Raw genomic sequence first — 20,219 nt, 5'->3', positions numbered from 1 at the left:
CATTTTCCGCCGGTATGGCTTCACACTCAATTAAGATACCAACATGAGTATTCGTGCGATTCTGACGTTCGTTTTGGCTGCTGCCAGCTTTAGCCAGGCAGCCCTGGCCGTAGTCTATCCTCTGCCTGCCGGTAAAAGTCGGTTGGTGGGTGAAAACATTCACTTTACTATCCCCAGCGACAGCACCCAGCCTCTAGAGCATTTTGCCGCCCAGTTCCAGATGGGGCTGAGCAATATGATGGAAGCAAATCCGGGGATTGATGTTTACCTGCCTAAACCCGGCAGCGATATCGTCATCCCGCAGCAGCTGATCCTTCCGGATACGCCGCGTCAGGGCATTGTGATCAACAGCGCTGAAATGCGTCTGTATTACTACCCGAAAGGCACAAATACCGTCGTGGTGCTGCCGATCGGCATCGGCGAATTAGGCAAAGATACCCCGATTAACTGGGTCACCTCGGTACAGCGGAAGAAAGATGGCCCAACATGGACGCCGACCGCCGCGATGCATGCCGAATACGCCGCACGCGGCGAGACGCTGCCTGCGGTCTACCCGGCCGGTCCGGACAACCCAATGGGCCTGTATGCGCTGTATGTCGGACGCCTGTATGCCATTCACGGCACCAATGCCAACTTCGGCATAGGCCTGCGTGTCAGCCACGGCTGCGTGCGTCTGCGCGCCGACGACATCAAATACCTGTTCGATCATGTGCCGGTCGGCACGCGCGTGCAGTTCATCAATGAACCGGTAAAAGCCACGACGGAGCCTGACGGATCCCGCTATCTCGAGGTGCACCACCCGCTGTCGCGCACCGTGGAAGAATTTAACGCCGACACGCCGGTGCCGCTGACGCTGACGCCTGCCGTGACCAAGATTCTGACCGATGCCAGCGTAAATGAAAGTACGGTTAATCAGGTGATTCACGATCGTCTCGGCATTCCGCTTAAGGTTAACGGTCCGGCCAATGACCCTGCGCCGCAGAATACCGCGCCGGTCGAGCCGCAGACCGTACAGCAGCCCGCACCGGAAGCGAACACGCCTGCTGCGCCGGAGACCACTCAACCGGAAACTCAGCCGCAGTCTGATACCGCACAGCCGGAAACGACGACGCCCGATGCCACAGCAGCGCCGGAAGAAACCGACACCGCGACAGCACCATCAGAGACACCAAGCCAGTCTTAAGCTCTTCGACAGGGCGGCGCTCGCCGCCCTTGTTTCGATTTCCATCCCGCCCCTCTCACGCTTTCCGTGTACGCCAATCTGACCCGACTTGCGCGATAGACAACAGTCTGTGATGGGACGAGCATAAAGATCGGCCCTGACAAAGAACGGCAAACGCTGACGACAGTTAGATCAGCGCAGCCTGCTTCAGCTCGCTTTTCAGATAGGCGTAATAAATGGGCGCGGCGATCACGCCGGATAAACCAAAAGCAGCCTCAAACACCAGCATCGCCAACAAAATCTCCCAGGCGTGGGCTTTGATTCTTGTCCCGACGATCTGCGCATTAAGGAAATATTCCAGCTTGTGGATCAACATCAGATAGAGGAGTGCGATCAGCGCCGTCGGCAGCGAGATGGACAGTGCCGAGATGAAAACCATCGCGTTGGAGATCAAATTCCCGACCACCGGCAGCAGGCCAAAAACGAACGTCAGCACGACCAGCGTTTTTGAAAACGGCAGGCGGATCCCGAAAGCCGGCATAATGCCCAGTATAAAAATGGCGGACAGGATCGTGTTCACCAGCGAGATTTTCACCTGCGCGAAGACAATGTTGCGGAATGAGGCCGACAGCAAAGCGATACGATTCAGCAGCTCCATTTTGAGCAACGGCTTGTCCACGCGATGATCGACGTTATATAGCGAAATGATCGCCCCTAAGATCATGCCGATGAGCATCGTAACGAAACCGTGCAGGAAGCTTTTGCCTAGGTTCTGCAAAATCGCCACATGCTGCTGTAGCCACTGGATGATCTCCTGCTGCAACTCTTCGACGCTCACCGGCAGGTAGCCCGGCAAAAAGGTCATGATTTGGGACTGCACGTCACCCAGTATGAAGGCGATACGCGCATTGAAAATGCGGGTGTCCCTCATCTCCTGCATCAATAACCCCGCCAACGCGGCGAACATGACGCTCAGCAGACTGACGACCAGAGCGCTAATCACGGCGACGACGGCCAGGCGAGCACGTTTGCCGCTAATGACCTTCTGAAAATGGGGCGTCAGCAGATTGATGATTTCGTACACCAGAAAACCGGCGATAAAACAAGCCAGTAAACGCAGCTGAATCAACAGCAGCAATCCTCCCATGACAAAGACAAAACTTAACAATCGGGCCTGTTTCAAATTCAACAACTGCATAATGGCATCCTGTGTCCGTAATGCTGCGTCAAAGCATCGCCTTCCCCTGTTCCCTGACATGGCGAACCCCGCAGAAAGCGTGATGTTCTGACAATGAAATGCTTTTTCTGCAATTATTCTTAGCGTTTTACCTCGGAAACGCCAGCAGCAATTTACCGCGGATCATGCATCCGCCTTCGCTTGAGACGGTCAACATCACCCACGCGACAGACGCCTGAGCCGAATCGATGTGATGGTCTTATTCCCTGAACGGATAACGTGTCTAATTAAGCCATTATGATAATTAATACCAATGGCAATATTAGGGTTATTGGTTATTCAAAAGCGCCCGGTTCATTGAAATATCAAATGACGGTTAGGCGTGCCATCGTTGTAATAGTTCTAATAACGAATAGTTTTAATAACGGGAAGGAATTTCGGCGTGATATTTGGTTTGACTCAGAGGGCCGGGCATGACGCCGCTAACATAATGAATAAAAGAGAAACCGTGATGAGATGAGCTCAGCGAATATTATTCACTACGTAAACGAGCAAAAAATGAGGACATAAGTAATAATTCAATATTATTTATGAAATACGGCATGAGCGAGTGTAGAAACCGGGCCGTCAATTCCCATCGCTGACTTATTAAGTTCTCTAATTATGAATAATAGATTCATAAAACTTAGGTATAAAATTCTCAAAGGGCGGACGACAGCGATACAAGACGTATATCTGTCGTTCCCACGAGAAAGACCAAGAGATTCAGGAAGCCAGACCCGGCTTCAGGAACACACCGCCGTGATTAAGGATGATCAGCGACAACACTCGGCTTTCGACATTTAACTTGGAAAAAGTCAGTGTGCTTATCGGTTTTTTCATAAAACCGTCCGCAAGCAGGTCGCAGCTGACATGAGTGCTCAGCATATGCTTGTCGGCGATGAAGTCCTGGAAAGCAAACCTCACATTGATAGGCAGTATCTCATCAATAGATGCCGGTTTTCTGGCGTTCGGGCGCAGCCCAAAATGGGCGTTAAATGCAGAATTGGCGCAGAGAACCTTGCATTTTTCGTCAATGATGGCAACCGCCCGGCGGTCATTATGAATCGGTGTACTCAATATGCCGATGATGTCATTTCGCCCAAATATCAGACTCATTGTTTCCTCTGCTCTATATCAAGCTGTATAGAAAATGGTAAAGCCAGGCATCAGTTCGACCAGACAAAGAGGGTCCCCCCCGATGATGGCAATCCTCAATCCGTCGGAAAACTTTCCGACAGATGGAAAAACAAACCGTGCCATAAATAGCATCAACTCTCTGAATTATGTAGAATTGCCGCTACAATTCACGCATTGATTCTTTTTGCTTATTTATAATGAATTAACAAATAGTTTGTGAGCTATTCCTCAAAAGAATACTCATAGGTTTCTTACTAAAGCGAATTGAATATAGCTGTCGTGATCATCGACGTAACCTAATCTATAGGCCCCTATCCAACGCATAAAATATGCGTCACATAACGTTAACTCGAATCATTCATAAATCAAGACTGCGGCACTATACCTCAATTCGTTGAGATGTAATCGGCCAAATAAGCGCGATCTTTACGCCATTTGATCGCATACACCGATCAAATTCTTGTTAAGAATAGTTTAAATCAATGATTGTTAGGCAATGTAGCTTTTTAATTACAGGAGGTAAAAAATCATCTGTGTATTCAATTAAGTGTGATATTGGTCACTATTTTTAACGCCTTTTAGACTTCGTATTTTCCATTGTCAGCGATCTATTTTTCCATCTGGAAACATTACCCCTACTTGAGTAATCCGTGATCGTCCGCGCAAAAACCAAACAAACTTGCTCCTCAAAATGCATTTAACCTTTTGTTGACATATTGTTAACACACATGAAAAGGAGATGCACGATGAGCCAGCACAAACCCTATCCGGTCTCCGCCGCCATCGCGGATAAGGCGCTGATCACCGCCGAGCGCTACCGGCTGCTTTATCAGGAGTCCATTGACGATCCGGATACTTTTTGGCGTCAGCAAGGAAGGATAGTCGATTGGATCAAACCCTACCAGTCGGTTAAAAAAACCTCATTTTCTCCGGGTAATATCGATATTCGCTGGTTTGAAGACGGCACGCTAAACGTGTCGGCCAACTGTCTGGATCGCCATCTGCCACATGCCGCCGACCAAAACGCTATTCTCTGGGAGAGTGATGATGGGCAACGCACCCGGTCTCTGACCTATCGTGAACTCCATCTGGCGGTCTGCCGATTTGCCAACGTGTTGAAAGCTCAAGGGATGGGTAAAGGCGATGTCATCACTCTTTATATGCCGATGGTGCCGGAAGCGGCAATCGCCATGCTGGCGTGCGCCCGCATCGGGGCGATTCACTCCGTCATTTTCGGCGGCTTCTCACCGGAGTCCATCGCTGGCCGACTGCTCGACTCCGGTAGCCGAATGGTGATCACGGCGGATGAAGGCCAGCGAGCCGGTAAAACGATCCCCCTCAAACAAAACGTGACCGACGCGTTGAAGAACCCGCGACTCAGTCAGGTAGAACGCGTGATCGTGTTTCGGCACACCGGCAATGACGTGGTATGGGAAGCGGATCGCGATTGCTGGTGGCACTCATTGATGGAACAGGCGGACGATCGTTGTCCGCCGGTAGAACAGCAAGCCGAAGATCCACTGTTTATTCTTTACACTTCCGGTTCAACCGGCACGCCCAAAGGCGTGCTGCACACCAGCGGCGGCTATCTGGTTTACGCGGCCCTCACCTTCCAATACGTGTTTGACTACCATCCCGGCGATATTTACTGGTGTACCGCCGACGTCGGATGGATCACCGGTCACAGTTATCTGGTGTATGGACCGCTGGCCTGTGGCGCAACCTCGCTGATGTTCGAAGGTATTCCCAACTGGCCGGACGCCAGCCGTTTGGGACAAATCATAGACAGGCACCAGGTCAATATTCTGTATACCGCCCCCACGGCCATTCGCGCGCTCATGGCGGATGGCGATAAGGCGATTCAGGGATCAACGCGTCGATCGTTAAAGCTCATCGGATCCGTGGGCGAACCCATCAATCCTGAAGCCTGGGAATGGTATTACCATAAGATCGGCAACGGCAGCTGTCCGGTCGTTGATACCTGGTGGCAGACGGAGACTGGCGGCATCATGATCACCCCGTTGCCGGGTGCCATCGATCTCAAACCCGGCGCGGCCACGCTGCCTTTCTTCGGCGTCAAACCCGCATTGGTCGATGGCGAAGGCCAGCTGTTGGAGGGAGAATGCGAAGGCAATCTGGTCATCACCGACGCCTGGCCGGGGCAGGCTCGCACCCTTTTCGGCGATCACTCTCGTTTTGAGGACACCTACTTTTCAACCTTCAAAGGACGCTACTTCAGCGGCGACGGCGCACGTCGCGATGAAGACGGTTATTACTGGATCACCGGCCGCGTGGATGATGTGTTGAATGTGTCCGGTCATCGGCTGGGGACGGCGGAGATCGAATCCGCGTTGGTTTCTCATCCCAAAATTGCCGAAGCCGCCGTCGTAGGGGTGGGACACAGCGTGAAAGGACAGGCCATCTATGCCTACATCATGCTGAACCACGGAGAAAAACCGACGGAGGAACTGCATGAGGAGGTGCGTGCGTGGGTGCGTAAAGAGATCGGCGCGATTGCCACTCCCGACATTTTACACTGGGCGGAGGCCCTGCCTAAGACGCGTTCCGGCAAGATCATGCGTCGGATCCTGCGAAAAATTGCCGCTGGGGAGGGTGATAATCTGGGAGACACCTCGACGCTGGCCAATCCTGGCGTCATCGCTCAGCTGCTAGAGGAAAAACCGGCCCCAGATGCGCCGCTCTGATGAGAATGCCCCGCAGCACCAGTATGGAGCCACGGGGCATAGCCTGATCTAGACCTTTTCGATCAGCACCGCTTCCAGCAGATCCAGCTCGCGCAGCATCTTTTGCAGCGTTTCATTACTGATCTGTTGCGTCGCACGCAGGTGATAAAGTTCGGCGCGTTCCGCGTTGACGGCGGCCAGTCGGAAACGGCGTTCCAGGTTCTCAATCGCAATACTCGCTTCCAGCTCATCATTGCCGGTCACACGTCGACGCAGCATCCCGATGACCTGCGCGCAGACCTCATTCAGCACCTGTTCATCGATATTATCCTCACGATCGGCCGCCAAACGCTCCTGCATTTTCAGCAGGCTATCGATGGCGACTTTGGCCATGGCGGTGCGGGCCAGTCGTTCCTCTTTTTTATGCGAGCTTTTGTCCGTCATTACAATGCCTTTAAGCAACAGCGGCAACGCAATCACCCCGCACATCAATGAAAACAGGATGACGCCGGTCGCGATAAAGACCAATTGATAACGGGAGGGGAAATCACTGCCGTCGCTCAGCAACAGCGGGATGGACAACACGCCCGCCAGCGTGATGGCGCCACGCACCCCGGCAAAAGAGACGATCCACAGCTCGCGCGAGGAGTACTCCGCGAACACCATCGGGCGCTTGTTCTGAATGTGGATACTGTAATGTTTCATCAGCCATACCCAGCAGAAACGCAGAAGCAGCAGCGCGCAGTAGATGATGGCGATATCGGTAAACAGCATCCAGGTCTCAATCGTCGGGTCTCTCTGCGCCTGAACGATCGACTCTTCCAGCACGCTCGGCAACTGTAGACCCAGCATCAGAAACACCATGCCGTTAAACACAAACTCCAACATGGACCAGACGCTGTTGGCCCGCAGGCGCATGTTTAACGGCGCGCTGCGCATCATGCCCGAGCGGCTGATCGTCATCCCCGACGCGACTGCCGCCAAAATTCCCGACACGCCCAAGTGTTCCGCAATCAGATAAGCGGCGAACGGCAGCAGGAGCAGCAGGACGATTTGCGTTGCGGCGTCGTCATCGCTCCAACGGCTGATCAACCCGAGCGATTTACTGTAGACCCAGGTAATGGCGATCCCCGCCAGCAGGCCGCCAAGAGCCACCTGCAGAAATTCCAGCGTGGCGCCATGCACGGTAAAGACCATCGTACCCATGGCGATAGCGATGGCGAATTTCAGCGATACCAGACCGGACGCATCGTTCATCAACGCTTCGCCCTGCAGGATCCCCATCAGTTTTTTCGGAATGCGATCTTCGCCGACGATGCCCGACAACGCCACCGCATCCGTCGGCGACAACACCGCGGCCAGCGCGAATGCAGCCACCAGCGGCATATCCGGCACCATCCAATGAATGAGATATCCCATTCCGACAACGGTGATAATCACGAGCAGCAAAGCCAACCCGAGGATCTCTCGCATATGGCGAAGGAACTCTCTCGTCGGCGTCTTCCAGCCGTCGGCGAACAACAGCGGCGGGATGAACAACACCATGAACAGTTCAGGATTGAAGTCGACGTGTAAACCGAACTTAGGCCAGGCCATTACCGCCCCCAGGCCAATCTGCATCAATGGCAACGGTATCTGGAAGGGCAGAATACGTGTGATAACGCCGGACAAAGAAACCACCAGCGTCATAATCAAGATGGTGAAAAATATTTCCATGCTTTCCTTAGTTCTTGCTGTAACCGATCAACGCGCTAACACCGGTGAATTGACGTGACATGTTTCTGGCGGGGCCGCGTAGGGAATTAACCTTAAGCGTCGTTCGAGCAATGTCGTCATCGACCTATGAAAATAATAACAGAAGGAATGCGATGAAAAGGCAACGAAAAAGAAAAAACGGAAATGAGTTTACAAAAAAGGGGAACGATAACGTTCCCCTCTGGCTACGACAGTCTGTGCGACGCTATCACAGTGCCCAGCCGCCGGCGTAGAACACCACCAGCGCAACCGCGATGATGACCGTGCCCACATTCAGCTTGCGCCATTCGCCGGAGAAAACCCGACCCAGTACCAGCGAACCAAAACCGAGCATGATGCCGGTCACGATGTTGCACGTCAGCACGATAAAGACGGCGCAGACCAGACCGGCCATCGCGTCGACGAAATCGTCGAAGTCCAGCTTGGATACGTTGCTCAGCATCAGCAGGCCAACATACATCAGCGCAGGCGCGGTGGCGTAGTTCGGCACCAGATAAGAGAGTGGAGACAGGAACAGCATCAACAGGAACAGTACGCCGACCACCGTCGCCGTCAGCCCCGTGCGGCCTCCGGCCGCCGTACCGGCCGCGGATTCAATGTAAACCGCCGCAGGGGAGGTCCCCATCAGGCTGGAGAAAATGCTGCTCACAGAGTCGGCCGTCAGCGCACGACCGCCGCTGATAATCTGACCGTCTTTATCCAGCAGGTTCGCCTGCCCCGCTACCGCGCGGATTGTCCCGGTCGCATCGAATACCGCCGTCATGACCAGCGCCAACACGCTCGGCAGGACGATAGGCTGCAGCGCGCCTTTGATATCCAGATTGAAGAACAACGACTGACCGGAGGCATCGCTCAGGCTCGGCAATGCGAACAAACCGTGGTAGGTCACGTTCGGATCAAAAATCAGGCCGAGTGCGGAAATGGCGATAATCACAATCAGAATGCCGCCGGGAACACGACGTTTTTCCAGACCGATTGTCGCCGCCAGCCCCAGCAGCGACATCATGACCGGAAATGCCGTAAACTCGCCCATTGCGACCGGCAGGCCCGCGCCCGGGTTTTTCACCACCAGACCGATACCGTTAGCGGCGATGATCAACAGGAACAGACCAATACCGATACCCGCGCCATGCGCTACCCCTTGCGGCAGGTTACGCAGGATCCAGGAACGGATCCCTGTGGCGGAGATAATGGTAAACAGCACGCCCATCATGAAAATGGCGCCCAGCGCAACCGGCACGCTGATGTTCTGCCCCAGCACCAGACTGAACGCCGTGAACGCGGTCAGAGAGATTGCGCAGCCGATAGCCATCGGCAGATTGGCCCACAGCCCCATCAGCAGAGAGCCGAAGCCCGCCACCAGACAGGTCGAAACAAATACAGCCGCAGGCGGAAAGCCGGCTTTTCCCAACATGCTGGGAACAACGATAACCGAGTAAACCATCGCCAGAAACGTGGTGAGACCCGCCAGTATTTCCTGACGTACGCTGCTGCCTCGCTGAGCGATTTTGAAGAAAGCGTCGAGTGCGCCGCGAGGACGGGCAGCCTCATCAGCCTGACGAGTAGAATTGGACATGGTGGTATCCCTTGCTAAGTCATTATTATTAAGTCTCTGTTCATCTAATCCGGACGACACGCTCAAGGTGACCGGCCAGAGATGGGGTGAAGCAGAAACGGAGCCAAAATTCAGCTAACGCCACGCCGTTTATCCCTTGCCTAAGACAAACAACATGGGCCATCACCCGCGACAGAAACGCCCCCTAAAGCCCCGACAACGTCGGGACAACGTTTGCTGCCGTAAAGTAAGCCTGCGATTATCCCGTTTTTAGGGCGGCAATTTCAAAAACTATTTATTTATTGCACCGACATTCCTTCATGATCAAAGACGGGCAATCCGCCATGAGCGGTTGCCCGTCTTTAAATTGAGGAAGCCTTTAGAGGTAAAGCGACGCTTCTCCCACCGGTCGAGTTTTGAACCGCCGGTGCAACCAGAGATACTGTTCCGGCGCGCGCATGATCTCCTGCTCGATCACGCGGTTCATATAGCTCGCCGCCTGCGTTTCGTCGTTTTGTGGATAGTCCTTTAACTCGGGTTGAATCACCAGCTGATAGCCCTTGCACTTCGGTTTGCGGATCAAGATGGTGGTCACCATCGCTGGCTGATTGGCCAGCTTGCTGATCGTGAACGTTCCACTGGTGGTCGCCGCCCGAGGGACGGCGAAGAACGGCGCGAATACGCTGCCGCGCGGGCCGTAGTCTTGATCCGGCGCGAACCAGACCGCCTCGCCGCGTTTCAGCGCCTGCACCATGCCGCGTAGATCTTTGCGATCGATCATGGCTTTATTGGAGCGGGAACGTCCCCAAGTCTGCACCAGTTCCATCACTTTATTGTTGTGAGGCCGGTACATCGCCATCATCGGTCGGCATAATCCCATTGCCCTGCCGCCCAGCTCCAACGACATGAAATGTACGCCGATCACCATAACGCCCCGCTGTTCGCTGCCTGCCTGCTGCAAATTCTCCAGCCCGACGACTTCGCACCAGGCGCGTACGCGGCGATCGGACCAAAACCAGGCCATGCCGGTTTCCATGAGCGCCATGCCCAGTGAAGCGAAGTTTTCTTTGACGATCGCCTCACGCTTTTGCGGCGACATAGTGGGAAAGCACAGTTCAAGGTTGCGGCGGGCGATGCTGACTCGGCGTTTCAGGAAAAAACGGGCCGCGTTACCCAGCCCGCGTCCGGTATACATCAGCAGCGGATACGGCAACTGCACCAGAAGATATAAGAGGGCCAGACCAGACCAGACGAGCCAATAACGGGGATGGAGTAAATCTTTGGTGAATTTTTTGGTGGTGCTCATTGCTATCATCTCGTAACGCCATGCTGGAATGACAGCAGCTATCAGCCGAACCATGCCAGAAATGACAAAAAACCGTTAATTCCTTACCACGCAGGCCGGGAAAACCGACTAAAGCGGAATGGTAATGGCAGAGGAAACAATCGACCCCAGGCAGGCCAACAATTAATGGTAAAACTATATTACCTGAAAATAGTCCGCGCTGGCGCACAACTTAACGCGATAACAAAGCCTGAAACGATAGGGATATCGACTGTTAGAAAGAGAATGCGCGCGTAGATGGCACACGCCCTGCGACTGCCGCGGGCAGTGTAACATGCTGAACTGACATGGCGCCGCCCATTCCTATCAGAATAATCCGCAACCTACGTAACACCTGAGGCCAAAATCGCGTTATCTCCCTTTCACTTCCACTCAGATCACACGTTGAGTCTAGACAACATGAGCCGCTGCTTTCCAACGTCATGCGCTGTTGTCCGGTTCGACAACCTAGACCGCCCGGGGTTCTACTTTCTTTATTTTCATATTGCGGCGCGGCGTCAGGGGCAGTCTCGCAGGATGCAGTCGCCGAGTAAGATACGCCAAGGGAACTCACCCGGCGTTGTGCCTGCCGATACGGGCGGTCACGTCACGACCTCGTCACCAAACCGTCATCTTTCCGCCATGCGGATGCAGCATTTCCCCCTCAGGATAACCGCTCAATTTTCATCGCTGACGACGGAAAACCTCACATGCGCAGTCACTGGTTGCCCTGGCTCATTCTGTTGCCTTCACTGCTGTTTCTCGCTCTGTTCACCTACTTTCCCTTGCTACGTTCGGTATACGACAGCCTGTTCGATACCCGTATGACCGGCGATAACGCGCCGTTCGTCGGTCTAGGCAATTTTGCGCGACTGCTGGACGATCCCGTGTTCTGGCGCGCGCTCTGGAACAACCTGTTGTACATCCTGCTAACCGTCATCCCTGGCGTGATATTGGCGTTGATGCTCGCGCTGGCGTTGTGGCAAAACACGGCGGTGAACCGCTGGTTACGCACCGCCTTTTTCTTTCCGATGATTATTCCGATGGTGAGCGCCGCCGCGCTGTGGCTGTTTATTTTCATGCCGGGAATGGGGCTGCTGGACTATCATCTGGCCAAGATCTTCGGTCCCATGAACAACAACTATCTCGGACGCAGCAATAGCGCGCTGCTGGCCCTGAGCCTGATCGGCATTTGGAAATTCGCGGGCTACTACATGCTGTTCTTCTTGGCCGGTCTGCAAGGCATTCCAGCATCCGTGCGTGAAGCCGCCGTCATGGAAGGCGCATCGCCGGTACAGGTGTTCTTCAACGTCACGCTGCCGCTGCTGCGCCCAACGCTGAGCTTTGTGCTCACTACCGCGCTCATTTACGCCATCACTCAGATAGACCACGTCGCCGTCATGACGCACGGGGGACCGGATAACGCCACCACCGTACTGCTCTATTACATCCAGAATCTGGCGTGGGACACCCATGATTTCGGCAAAGCCTCCGCCGCCACATTTATCACCCTGCTTGCCCTGTTCCTCTTCTCGCTCATCAATCTGAAAGTTTTGGAAAAAGGAGCGCACTATGAGCGTTGAGTTAACGCCCGTCTACCAGACGGAAGCCGCCGCCCGTTCAACCTGGCTCCGCTGGCGCCAGAGCGGGCGCGTCACCCTGAGCGCGCTGCTCATCTGCGCCGCCCTGCTGTGGATTGCGCCGTTCATCTGGATGCTGTCGGCGGCATTCAGCCCCAGCGCGTTCGGCCCCGGTATGGCTTCCCTGCTGCCCAGTTGGCCGCTGACGCTGGATAACTTTCGCGACGCCTGGTACAGCGCCGACTGGATCCGCCTGTACGCCAATACCGCCTTCTTCGCCTTCGGCACACTGTTCGTACAACTGCTGACCATCACCACGGCGGGCTATGTATTTGCCTGCCACGAGTTCCGCGGCAAACAGACGCTGTTCATCCTGTTTTTGGTCCAGTTAATGATCATGCCGGTGATGATGATGGTGCCGAACATGATGACGCTGCAGCAGTTTGGTCTGCTTAACACGATCACCGGCGTCATGATGCCCTACTTCACTTCAGCCTTCGGCGTCTTCCTGATGCGCCAGGCGTTTATGAATATTCCCAAAGAGATCGAAGAAGCCGCCCTGATGGAAGGTTGCCGCTGGTGGCAGGTCGTCTATCGCGTCCTGCTGCCGATGTCCTGGCCCTCCATGATGGCCTTTGCCACCGTCAGCCTGACCTACCACTGGAACGAGTATCTGTGGCCGCTGATGATGCTTAACGATCCGGACAAACAGGTCCTTACGGTCGGGCTGGTGTCCTTTGCGATGGGCGCGGAGTCCGGCGGTCAGTGGGGCACCGTCGGCGCCGGTACGCTGATGGTCTGCCTACCGCTGATGCTGGCTTTTATCCTGTTTCAAAAACAGTTCCTCAAAAGCTTCGGCTTCTCAGGAATAAAATAACGGAGTGACTCATGCTGTTAGCGCATATTTCAGATACGCATTTTCGTAATCAGGGACAAAAACTGTATGGATTCATTGATGTCAACGCGGCCAACGCGGACGTGGTTTCCCAGCTCAATGCGCTGAAGGAACGCCCCGATGCGGTGATCGTCAGCGGCGACATCGTCAACTGCGGCCAGGCGGCGGAATATCGCATGGCGCGCCAGACGTTGGGGGCGCTGGACTACCCGCTCTATCTCATCCCCGGCAATCACGATGACAAAACCTATTTTCAGGAGTATCTGCACGCCATCTGTCCGCAGATCGGCTTCGATCCGCAGAATATCCGCTACGCCATCGACGACTACCCACTGCGCCTGCTGTTTATCGACTCGAGCCAGGCTGGCTCGTCTAAGGGATGGCTGACGGAGGAGGCGTTAACCTGGCTGGAACAGCAGCTCGGCCTCGACGACAAGCCCGTGGCTATTTTCATGCATCACCCGCCGCTGGCGCTGGGCTCTGCCCAAATGGATCAGATTGCCTGCGAAAACGGGCACCGCCTGTTGGCGCTCATCGAGCGTTTCCCTGCCCTCGTACGGGTGTTCTGCGGCCATAACCACTGCATGATCTTCACCCAATATCGTCAGGCGATTATCGCGACCATTCCCGGGACCGTGCATCAGGTGCCTTATCATCATGAAGACGCGCTCCCTTATTATGATATGTCCCCCGCAGCCTGTCTGATGCACCGCCTGGTGGATAATCAGCTGGTGAGCTACCTGCATCCGCTGTCGCACTACGCCGGACCGTGGCTGTATAACGCGGCCATTAGCTGCCCGGTGGACGACGCGTGATGAGCCTGATACGACTACAGAACCTCGGCAAACGTTTCGAGGGCAAACCGGCGCTGAAGTCGATCTCTTTAGAGATCGCTTCCGGCGAGTTTCTGGTGTTGGTCGGCCCCTCCGGCTGCGGGAAGAGCACGCTGCTCCGGCTACTGGCCGGTCTGGAAAGCGCCAGCGAGGGCCACATCTGGCTTGAAGGAGAAGATGTCACGGCCACGTCGCCGCGCGAGCGTAATTTCGCCATGATTTTCCAGAACTATGCGCTGTTTCCGCATTTGACGGTCAAAGACAACATCACCTTCGGCATGCGGATACGGCGGGAACCCAAGGCGACACGTCAGGCGCGACTGGAAGAAGCGGTCCGTCTGCTGCAGCTCGAAGCCGTGCTGGACCGGAAGCCGGGCAGACTGTCGGGCGGGCAACGTCAGCGGGTCGCCATGGCGCGCGCTATCGTGCGCCACCCGCGTCTGTTTCTGATGGATGAGCCGCTGTCGAATCTGGATGCTCGCCTGCGCACCGATGTTCGCGACGGCATCATGGCGCTGCACCGCCAGTTAAAGACCACCACGGTCTATGTCACCCATGATCAGATCGAAGCGATGACGATGGCCGATCGTATTGCGGTGATGGATTGCGGCGAGTTGCAACAGATCGGCACTCCGGAGCAGCTCTACGCTTATCCGGCTAACGTGTTTGTCGCCGGATTTATCGGCTCTCCCGCCATGAATCTGGTCCGGATTTCCTGTCGCAACGGCAGCGTCATGCTCGATGAAGACACGCTGACGCTCCCCACGCACGCCGCTCACATTCCCGAGATCGTTTTCGGCGTGCGTCCAGAACACCTCACCGATCAACCCGAGCCGGGCATACATACGTTTCAGTTGGCTGGACGCGTCACGCAGCGAGAGCTGCTGGGCGGCGAGTACCTGCTGCACGTTGAGACCGCCATCGGAATGCTCCGCTACTGCCGCAAAAATCGGGGCGACGTTCCCGAACGCGGCGATCCTGTGCGTCTTGGCATCGAGTCCACGGATATTCATCTGTTTAATGCGGCTACCGGTCATAACCTATTCCAGGAGATCCCCCATGCGTAGTTTCAAACTGCTGGCATTCGGACTGGCGATGTCATTCGCCGGCGGCGCGCTAGCCAAACAAAATATCGACTTCATGTTTCCGGCGCCGGTCGATGGCAAACTGACGATGGAGATGACTCGCGTCATCCGAGACTTTAACCAGTCACAACAGGAAGTTGAGGTGCGCGGCATTTTCACCGGCAACTACGACACCACCAAAATCAAAGCGGAGGCGGCGGCCAAGGCCGGACAGCCGCCCGCGCTGGTCATCATGTCGGCTAATTTCACAACCGATCTGGCGCTGAAACAGGAAATTTTGCCAATGGACGAGCTGTTCAAATTCGGCGATCAAAAAGCCTCGGCATTCCTGCACAGCGAGTTCTGGCCCGCCATGCATCAGAACGCTCAGGTGATGGGCGTCACCTATGCCATTCCATTCCATAACTCGACGCCGATCCTCTATTACAACAAAACCCTGTTCGACCAGGCCGGCATCAAACAACCGCCGCAGACCTGGCAGGAGATGCGGGAGATCGCTCAGAAACTGACAGACCCGAGTAAAGGGCAGTGGGGGATCATGCTGCCCTCCACCAACGACGATTACGGCGCCTGGCTACTCTCGGCGCTGACACGCGCCAACGGGGGTCAGTACTTTAATCCGGACTATCCGGGCGAGGTCTATTACAACGCCCCCTCCACGGTCGGCGCGCTGCGCTTCTGGCAGAACCTGATTTATCGCGACAAGGTGATGCCGTCCGGCGTACTCAATTCCAAACAGATCAGCGCGGCGTTTTTCTCCGGCAAACTGGGCATGGCGATGCTGAGCACCGGCGCGCTCGGTTTCATGCGGGAAAATAGTCAGAATTTCGAACTGGGCGTGGCGATGTTGCCGGCACACCTGCAGCGCGCGGTGCCAATCGGCGGAGGTAGCCTGGTCAGTTTCAAAGGCATCTCGGAAGCGCAGAAAAAGGCCGCCTACCAGTTCCTGACCTATTTGGTCAGTCCGCAGGTCAACGGCAGTTGGAGCCGCTTTACGGGCTACTTCTCTCCGCGTAAAGCCGCGTATGAGACACCGGAGATGAAGGCCTATCTGGCAGCAGACCCCCGTGCCGAAACGGCGTTGCAGCAGTTGACCTATGCCCACCCGTGGTATGCCACTTACGAAACGGTGGCGGTACGAAAAGCCATGGAAAACCAGCTGGCGGCCGTGGTGAACAGTGAGAAGGNGACGCCGCAGGAGGCCGCCAATGCCGCCCAGCGCGAAGCGGACAACTTGATGAAGCCCTATGTGGACCAAACGGCATTAGAAGACGTGAAGTAAGCCTTTGGCGGCCAGGGAGTGGCTGCCCGGGGAAAATCCCCCGTGACCGTCGACAGGTCGCGGGAGGGCAATATCAGCGCACGCGGTCGCCCGCGCCTTTACCCACCACCGTAAGCAGCAGATAGCTAAAATAGCGTTTCACCGTCAGAGTCTGAATCATTCGCTGATCCCATTCCGCCAACCTCTGCGGCGTAGACATGTCGATGGCATTGATCTGCGCCAATCCCGTAATGCCGGGCAGAACCTCGAATACGCCACGAGCCTGACGTTCCTCAATCAGTTCCAGCTGGTTAAACAGACAGGGGCGCGGCCCCACCAGACTCATATCGCCCCGAGCCACATTGATCAACTGCGGCAGCTCGTCCAGCTTGGTTTTACGCAAAAAAGCGCCCAGCGGGGTCACCGCATGGCGATTGGCCAAATGAGTCGCCACCGACTCGGTCGCAACCGCCATCGTGCGGAATTTAATGAGTTTGAAAGGCCGTTGGTGACGCCCTACCCGCTGCTGAATGAACACCGGCGAGCCGGTATCGAACAGCCCAATGAGATAAATAACCCCCATCACGGGCCATAAACAAAAAAGCCCAATCAACGCGAGCGTGATATCTAAAAAACGATACATCATGTGTATTAAACCTTGATTTTTATCGGTTAAATCAGGCGTTGTCCGTCAGGTCGCGCTCAGCCTGATAGGCGCTGGCAGTCAGCGAAAGCGCCTGAGGATAAGCCACAACGGGCCGCCACGCCAGACGATCGCATGTGTGAGAAATATCGACCTGCAGGGATCCCAATAATCGCTCCGCGACGGGCGCTTTGCCCAGCGCCTTCGCCGCCCATAACAGACAGCGCGGCGGCATCGGCCAAATTCTGCTGGCGACGCCCAACGCCGTCGCCATATCAGTAAGCAGCTCTGCGGTAGACACATCATGACCGTCCGATACCAAAAACGTTTCGCCCGGGGCTTGCGGATGATGGGCGCAAAGCAAGATAAGGTCCGCCAGATTATCGACAAAAACCAAGCTGCGTTTGTTCTTCACAGCGGCGAGCGGCAAGGGTAAACCTTTGCGGATCCAATTCATCATCGTACGGAAGTTGGCTTTAACGCCAGGGCCGTAAACCAGCGGCGGCCGAATCACCGTCACTTCTAGCCCAGTCTCTTGGGCGATCTGCCACAGGCCCAGCTCGGCTTCATATTTACTCAGGCCATAGGGATCTTGTGGAGGCCGCATGACTTGGGGCGTGAAAGGATGATCGGGTGGGCTTATTTCCCCGTTGACCTTGATGGAGCTGAGAAACACGAAACGCTTCACCCCGGCCTCCGCTGCCTGGCGGGCCAGCGTTAACGTCCCGGCCACGTTGGTCTCGCGGTACAGCGACAGTGAATCGCGCTGCGCGTCTTGCATCTGGTGCACGCGAGCCGCGCAGTGGATGACGGTATCGACGCCATCAAGCGTCTCACGCCAGTTTGCGCTGGCCGACAAGTTTTTGTAGACGACGCCCTCCTGATACGCAGCGCCCTGCTTCTCGCTGCGATGGGTGAGGCACGATATTCCCTGAGCTTTGGCCAATTCAACAACGCGGCGTCCAATAAACCCACTACTACCCGTCACTAATAGTTTCAAAATGTATTACCTTTCCAAGGCCGACACTCGTAAGATAGCGGACGCCATCGTATACATATTAACCTCACACTATGAGGGGCTATACTTCCCGCTAGCTAATAAAAAAAGGGGTGTCTACAATGGTTGTGAATAGTAACAACAAAACCCAATTTCATCATCTGACATCCAGGCTTTAGATGTTTAACCCCATTCATGCATTGCTTAACGCGCCAAGAAAAAACAAACGTATCGTTACCGTTCTGTATGATGTTGCCGCGATTATCTTCTCACTCTATCTGGCGGTCGCCTTTCGTCTGGGCACTTACACCTTCCATGTTGGCCTTTCGGAAATAGCCAGCCTGTTGGTGACGCTGGTGATCACCATCGCTGTGTTTATTCGATGCGGGATGTACCGCGCCGTACTGCGCTACATGATGCTGCCAGCCTTGGGCAACGTGTTCTTCGCAGTCATCTTGTCGACTTTGACGCTTGCCCTGAGCAGCTTTTTCTTTCAGTCTTTCGTGCCGCGCAGCGTCCCCTTTATCTATGCGGGATTGGCGATCCTGAGCCTGGGTAGTCCACGTGTTTTTATTCGCAGCTTCTACTATCACTACTACAAACGCCAAAAGCCTAATGTCTTTATCTACGGGGCCGGGGCTACTGGTCGCGATCTTGCCTATGCCTTAACGCAAGGTGATGAGTTCCATCCCGTCGTGATCCTGGATGATGATGTACGTAAAGCAGGCCAGATTATCTGCGGTATTCGCGTCCACCACAGCGGCGAATTCGATACGCTGCAAAAGCTGTATCAACCCGTCAAATTGCTCTTGGCCATCAACAACATCAAGAAAGGCCTTCGACTCAGGCTGTTGGAAAAATTGTCCCACTGGCCTATTGAAGTCCAGTCAGTGCCCTCCATGGAAGATATCGTCGCGGGACGCGCTCACGCGACAGAAGTCAGAGATCTGGAGGTGGCAGACCTCTTGGGACGTGCGCCAGTCGACCCCGACCAAACACTGCTGACGAAAAACATCTTTCAGAAATCTGTGATGGTCACTGGTGCTGGCGGCTCCATCGGCTCTGAACTTTGCCGCCAAATTATTGCCCTGAAACCCAGCACGCTGGTGCTGTTTGAACTGAACGAATACAACCTGTATACGATCGATCAGGAGTTACAAAGCATCAAACAGCGGCTGGGACTCGAAACTCGGGTTGTCACCACGCTTGGTTCCGTTCAAAAACAGAACCGTTTGCTCAAAGTGATGCGCGATAACCACGTCGACACGGTATACCACGCGGCGGCATACAAACACGTACCGTTGGTTGAAGACAATGTCATCGAAGGCATCCGCAATAACGTTTTCGGAACACTCGCCTGTGCTGAAGCCGCCATTAAGGCGAACGTAAACAGCTTCACGCTTATCTCTACTGATAAAGCCGTGCGCCCCACCAATATCATGGGGGCCAGTAAACGGCTGGCAGAGTTGGTCTTGCAAGCGCAGGCCGACAGGCAGGGGCAAACCGTATTCACCATGGTTCGTTTTGGCAACGTATTAGGATCTTCCGGTTCCGTTGTCCCATTATTTAAAAAGCAAATTCGCCAGGGCGGACCGGTCACCGTTACCCACCCGGATATCATTCGCTACTTCATGCTGATCCCCGAAGCCGCCCAACTGGTGATTCAGGCCGGCGCCATGGGCAACAACGGCCAGGTCTTTGTTCTGGATATGGGCGAACCCGTAAAGATCCTCGATCTTGCCCGTCGGATGATTCATTTGATGGGGATGAAAGAATATGTCGAAGGCTCTGGTGAGGAAGGCGATATCGCTATCAAGTTTACTGGTCTCCGCCCTGGAGAGAAGCTCTTTGAGGAGCTGCTGATTAGCGAAAATGTGGAAGGTACTTCGCATCCTAAAATCATGACGGCGCTAGAGGAAAAGTTAAGCTGGAAGGAGATGGAGGACTTGCTAAAAGAATTAGATGAAGCCTGTCACCATTTCAATGTTGAAGGCATCAAGAAAATTTTGCTGGAAGCGCCGACAAGATATGTGGTGACTGCACTATAAAATATTTGGATAGTAACATTTTACCCCACAGCGTTTTGGGC

15 protein-coding genes are annotated in these 20,219 nt (G+C 54.8%); 8 read left to right on the top strand and 7 right to left on the bottom strand.

The window, feature by feature from the left end; all coding sequences use genetic code 11:
* The first annotated feature begins 43 nt into the window (after positions 1-43).
* Positions 44-1,183 (top strand): L,D-transpeptidase family protein, encoded by a 1,140-nt coding sequence (locus SB13_RS07275; RefSeq protein ID WP_026739717.1) that lies wholly within the window; start codon positions 44-46, stop codon positions 1,181-1,183.
* A 166-nt stretch (positions 1,184-1,349) separates the two neighbouring features.
* Here SB13_RS07275 and SB13_RS07270 read toward each other — a convergent pair whose 3' ends face one another.
* Together SB13_RS07270 and SB13_RS07265 are read right to left on the bottom strand one after the other, a co-directional pair.
* Positions 1,350-2,360, bottom strand: coding sequence for an AI-2E family transporter (locus tag SB13_RS07270; RefSeq protein ID WP_026739716.1), 1,011 nt, complete (start codon positions 2,358-2,360; stop codon positions 1,350-1,352).
* A gap of 744 nt (positions 2,361-3,104) precedes the next feature.
* Complete coding sequence (locus tag SB13_RS07265) at positions 3,105-3,497, bottom strand: hypothetical protein (protein WP_026739715.1); 393 nt, start codon at positions 3,495-3,497, stop codon at positions 3,105-3,107.
* A 767-nt stretch (positions 3,498-4,264) separates the two neighbouring features.
* Here SB13_RS07265 and acs point away from each other — a divergent pair.
* Complete coding sequence (gene acs / locus SB13_RS07260; protein ID WP_026739714.1) at positions 4,265-6,223, top strand: acetate--CoA ligase; 1,959 nt, start codon at positions 4,265-4,267, stop codon at positions 6,221-6,223.
* 48 nt (positions 6,224-6,271) lie between these two features.
* On the opposite strand, the gene SB13_RS07255 is transcribed toward acs, so the two are convergent.
* The 3 genes from SB13_RS07255 to lpxP all read right to left on the bottom strand — a co-directional run bounded on the left by SB13_RS07255 (position 6,272) and on the right by lpxP (position 10,818).
* Entirely contained in the window at positions 6,272-7,918 is a 1,647-nt protein-coding gene (locus tag SB13_RS07255) for a Na+/H+ antiporter (RefSeq protein WP_026739713.1), read from the bottom strand.
* 247 nt (positions 7,919-8,165) lie between these two features.
* A complete protein-coding gene (locus tag SB13_RS07250; RefSeq protein ID WP_026739712.1) occupies positions 8,166-9,533 on the bottom strand; it encodes an NCS2 family permease in 1,368 nt (455 codons plus the stop codon).
* 358 nt (positions 9,534-9,891) lie between these two features.
* Entirely contained in the window at positions 9,892-10,818 is a 927-nt protein-coding gene (lpxP, locus tag SB13_RS07245; protein WP_026739711.1) for a kdo(2)-lipid IV(A) palmitoleoyltransferase, read from the bottom strand.
* Between the two features lie 728 nt (positions 10,819-11,546).
* Between lpxP and SB13_RS07240 the strand changes: the two genes are divergently transcribed.
* Genes SB13_RS07240 through SB13_RS07220 form a run of 5 tightly spaced genes read left to right on the top strand, consistent with a single transcriptional unit; the run spans position 11,547 to position 16,511 of the window.
* Complete coding sequence (locus SB13_RS07240; RefSeq protein ID WP_026739710.1) at positions 11,547-12,419, top strand: carbohydrate ABC transporter permease; 873 nt, start codon at positions 11,547-11,549, stop codon at positions 12,417-12,419.
* Complete coding sequence (locus SB13_RS07235) at positions 12,409-13,293, top strand: carbohydrate ABC transporter permease (RefSeq protein ID WP_026739709.1); 885 nt, start codon at positions 12,409-12,411, stop codon at positions 13,291-13,293. The genes SB13_RS07240 and SB13_RS07235 overlap by 11 nt, the downstream gene beginning before the upstream one ends.
* 11 nt (positions 13,294-13,304) lie before the next feature.
* Positions 13,305-14,126, top strand: a complete 822-nt coding sequence (locus tag SB13_RS07230) for a phosphodiesterase (protein WP_026739708.1) — start codon at positions 13,305-13,307, stop codon at positions 14,124-14,126.
* Between the two features lie 5 nt (positions 14,127-14,131).
* Positions 14,132-15,211, top strand: coding sequence for an ABC transporter ATP-binding protein (locus SB13_RS07225; RefSeq protein WP_026739707.1), 1,080 nt, complete (start codon positions 14,132-14,134; stop codon positions 15,209-15,211).
* Positions 15,204-16,511, top strand: coding sequence for an ABC transporter substrate-binding protein (locus tag SB13_RS07220; RefSeq protein ID WP_026739706.1), 1,308 nt, complete (start codon positions 15,204-15,206; stop codon positions 16,509-16,511). The genes SB13_RS07225 and SB13_RS07220 overlap by 8 nt, the downstream gene beginning before the upstream one ends.
* A gap of 73 nt (positions 16,512-16,584) precedes the next feature.
* Here the strand turns inward: SB13_RS07220 and SB13_RS07215 are convergent, their stop codons facing one another.
* Entirely contained in the window at positions 16,585-17,136 is a 552-nt protein-coding gene (locus SB13_RS07215; protein WP_026739705.1) for a sugar transferase, read from the bottom strand.
* A 31-nt stretch (positions 17,137-17,167) separates the two neighbouring features.
* The gene (locus SB13_RS07210) at positions 17,168-18,133 is read right to left on the bottom strand and encodes a UDP-glucose 4-epimerase family protein (protein ID WP_026739704.1); all 966 of its coding nucleotides are present in this window, start codon (positions 18,131-18,133) and stop codon (positions 17,168-17,170) included.
* 176 nt (positions 18,134-18,309) lie between these two features.
* Between SB13_RS07210 and SB13_RS07205 the strand changes: the two genes are divergently transcribed.
* Positions 18,310-20,178: a polysaccharide biosynthesis protein gene (locus tag SB13_RS07205; protein ID WP_026739703.1), complete on the top strand. Its 1,869-nt coding sequence runs from the start codon at positions 18,310-18,312 to the stop codon at positions 20,176-20,178.
* Positions 20,179-20,219: the final 41 nt, after the last annotated feature.

It is taken from the genome of Lonsdalea quercina subsp. quercina, from assembly GCF_000688695.1.
Lineage (GTDB): Bacteria > Pseudomonadota > Gammaproteobacteria > Enterobacterales > Enterobacteriaceae > Lonsdalea > Lonsdalea quercina_D.
The sequence above is the reverse complement of the archived record's forward strand: the minus strand, read 5'-3'. Positions and strand labels throughout refer to the sequence as shown.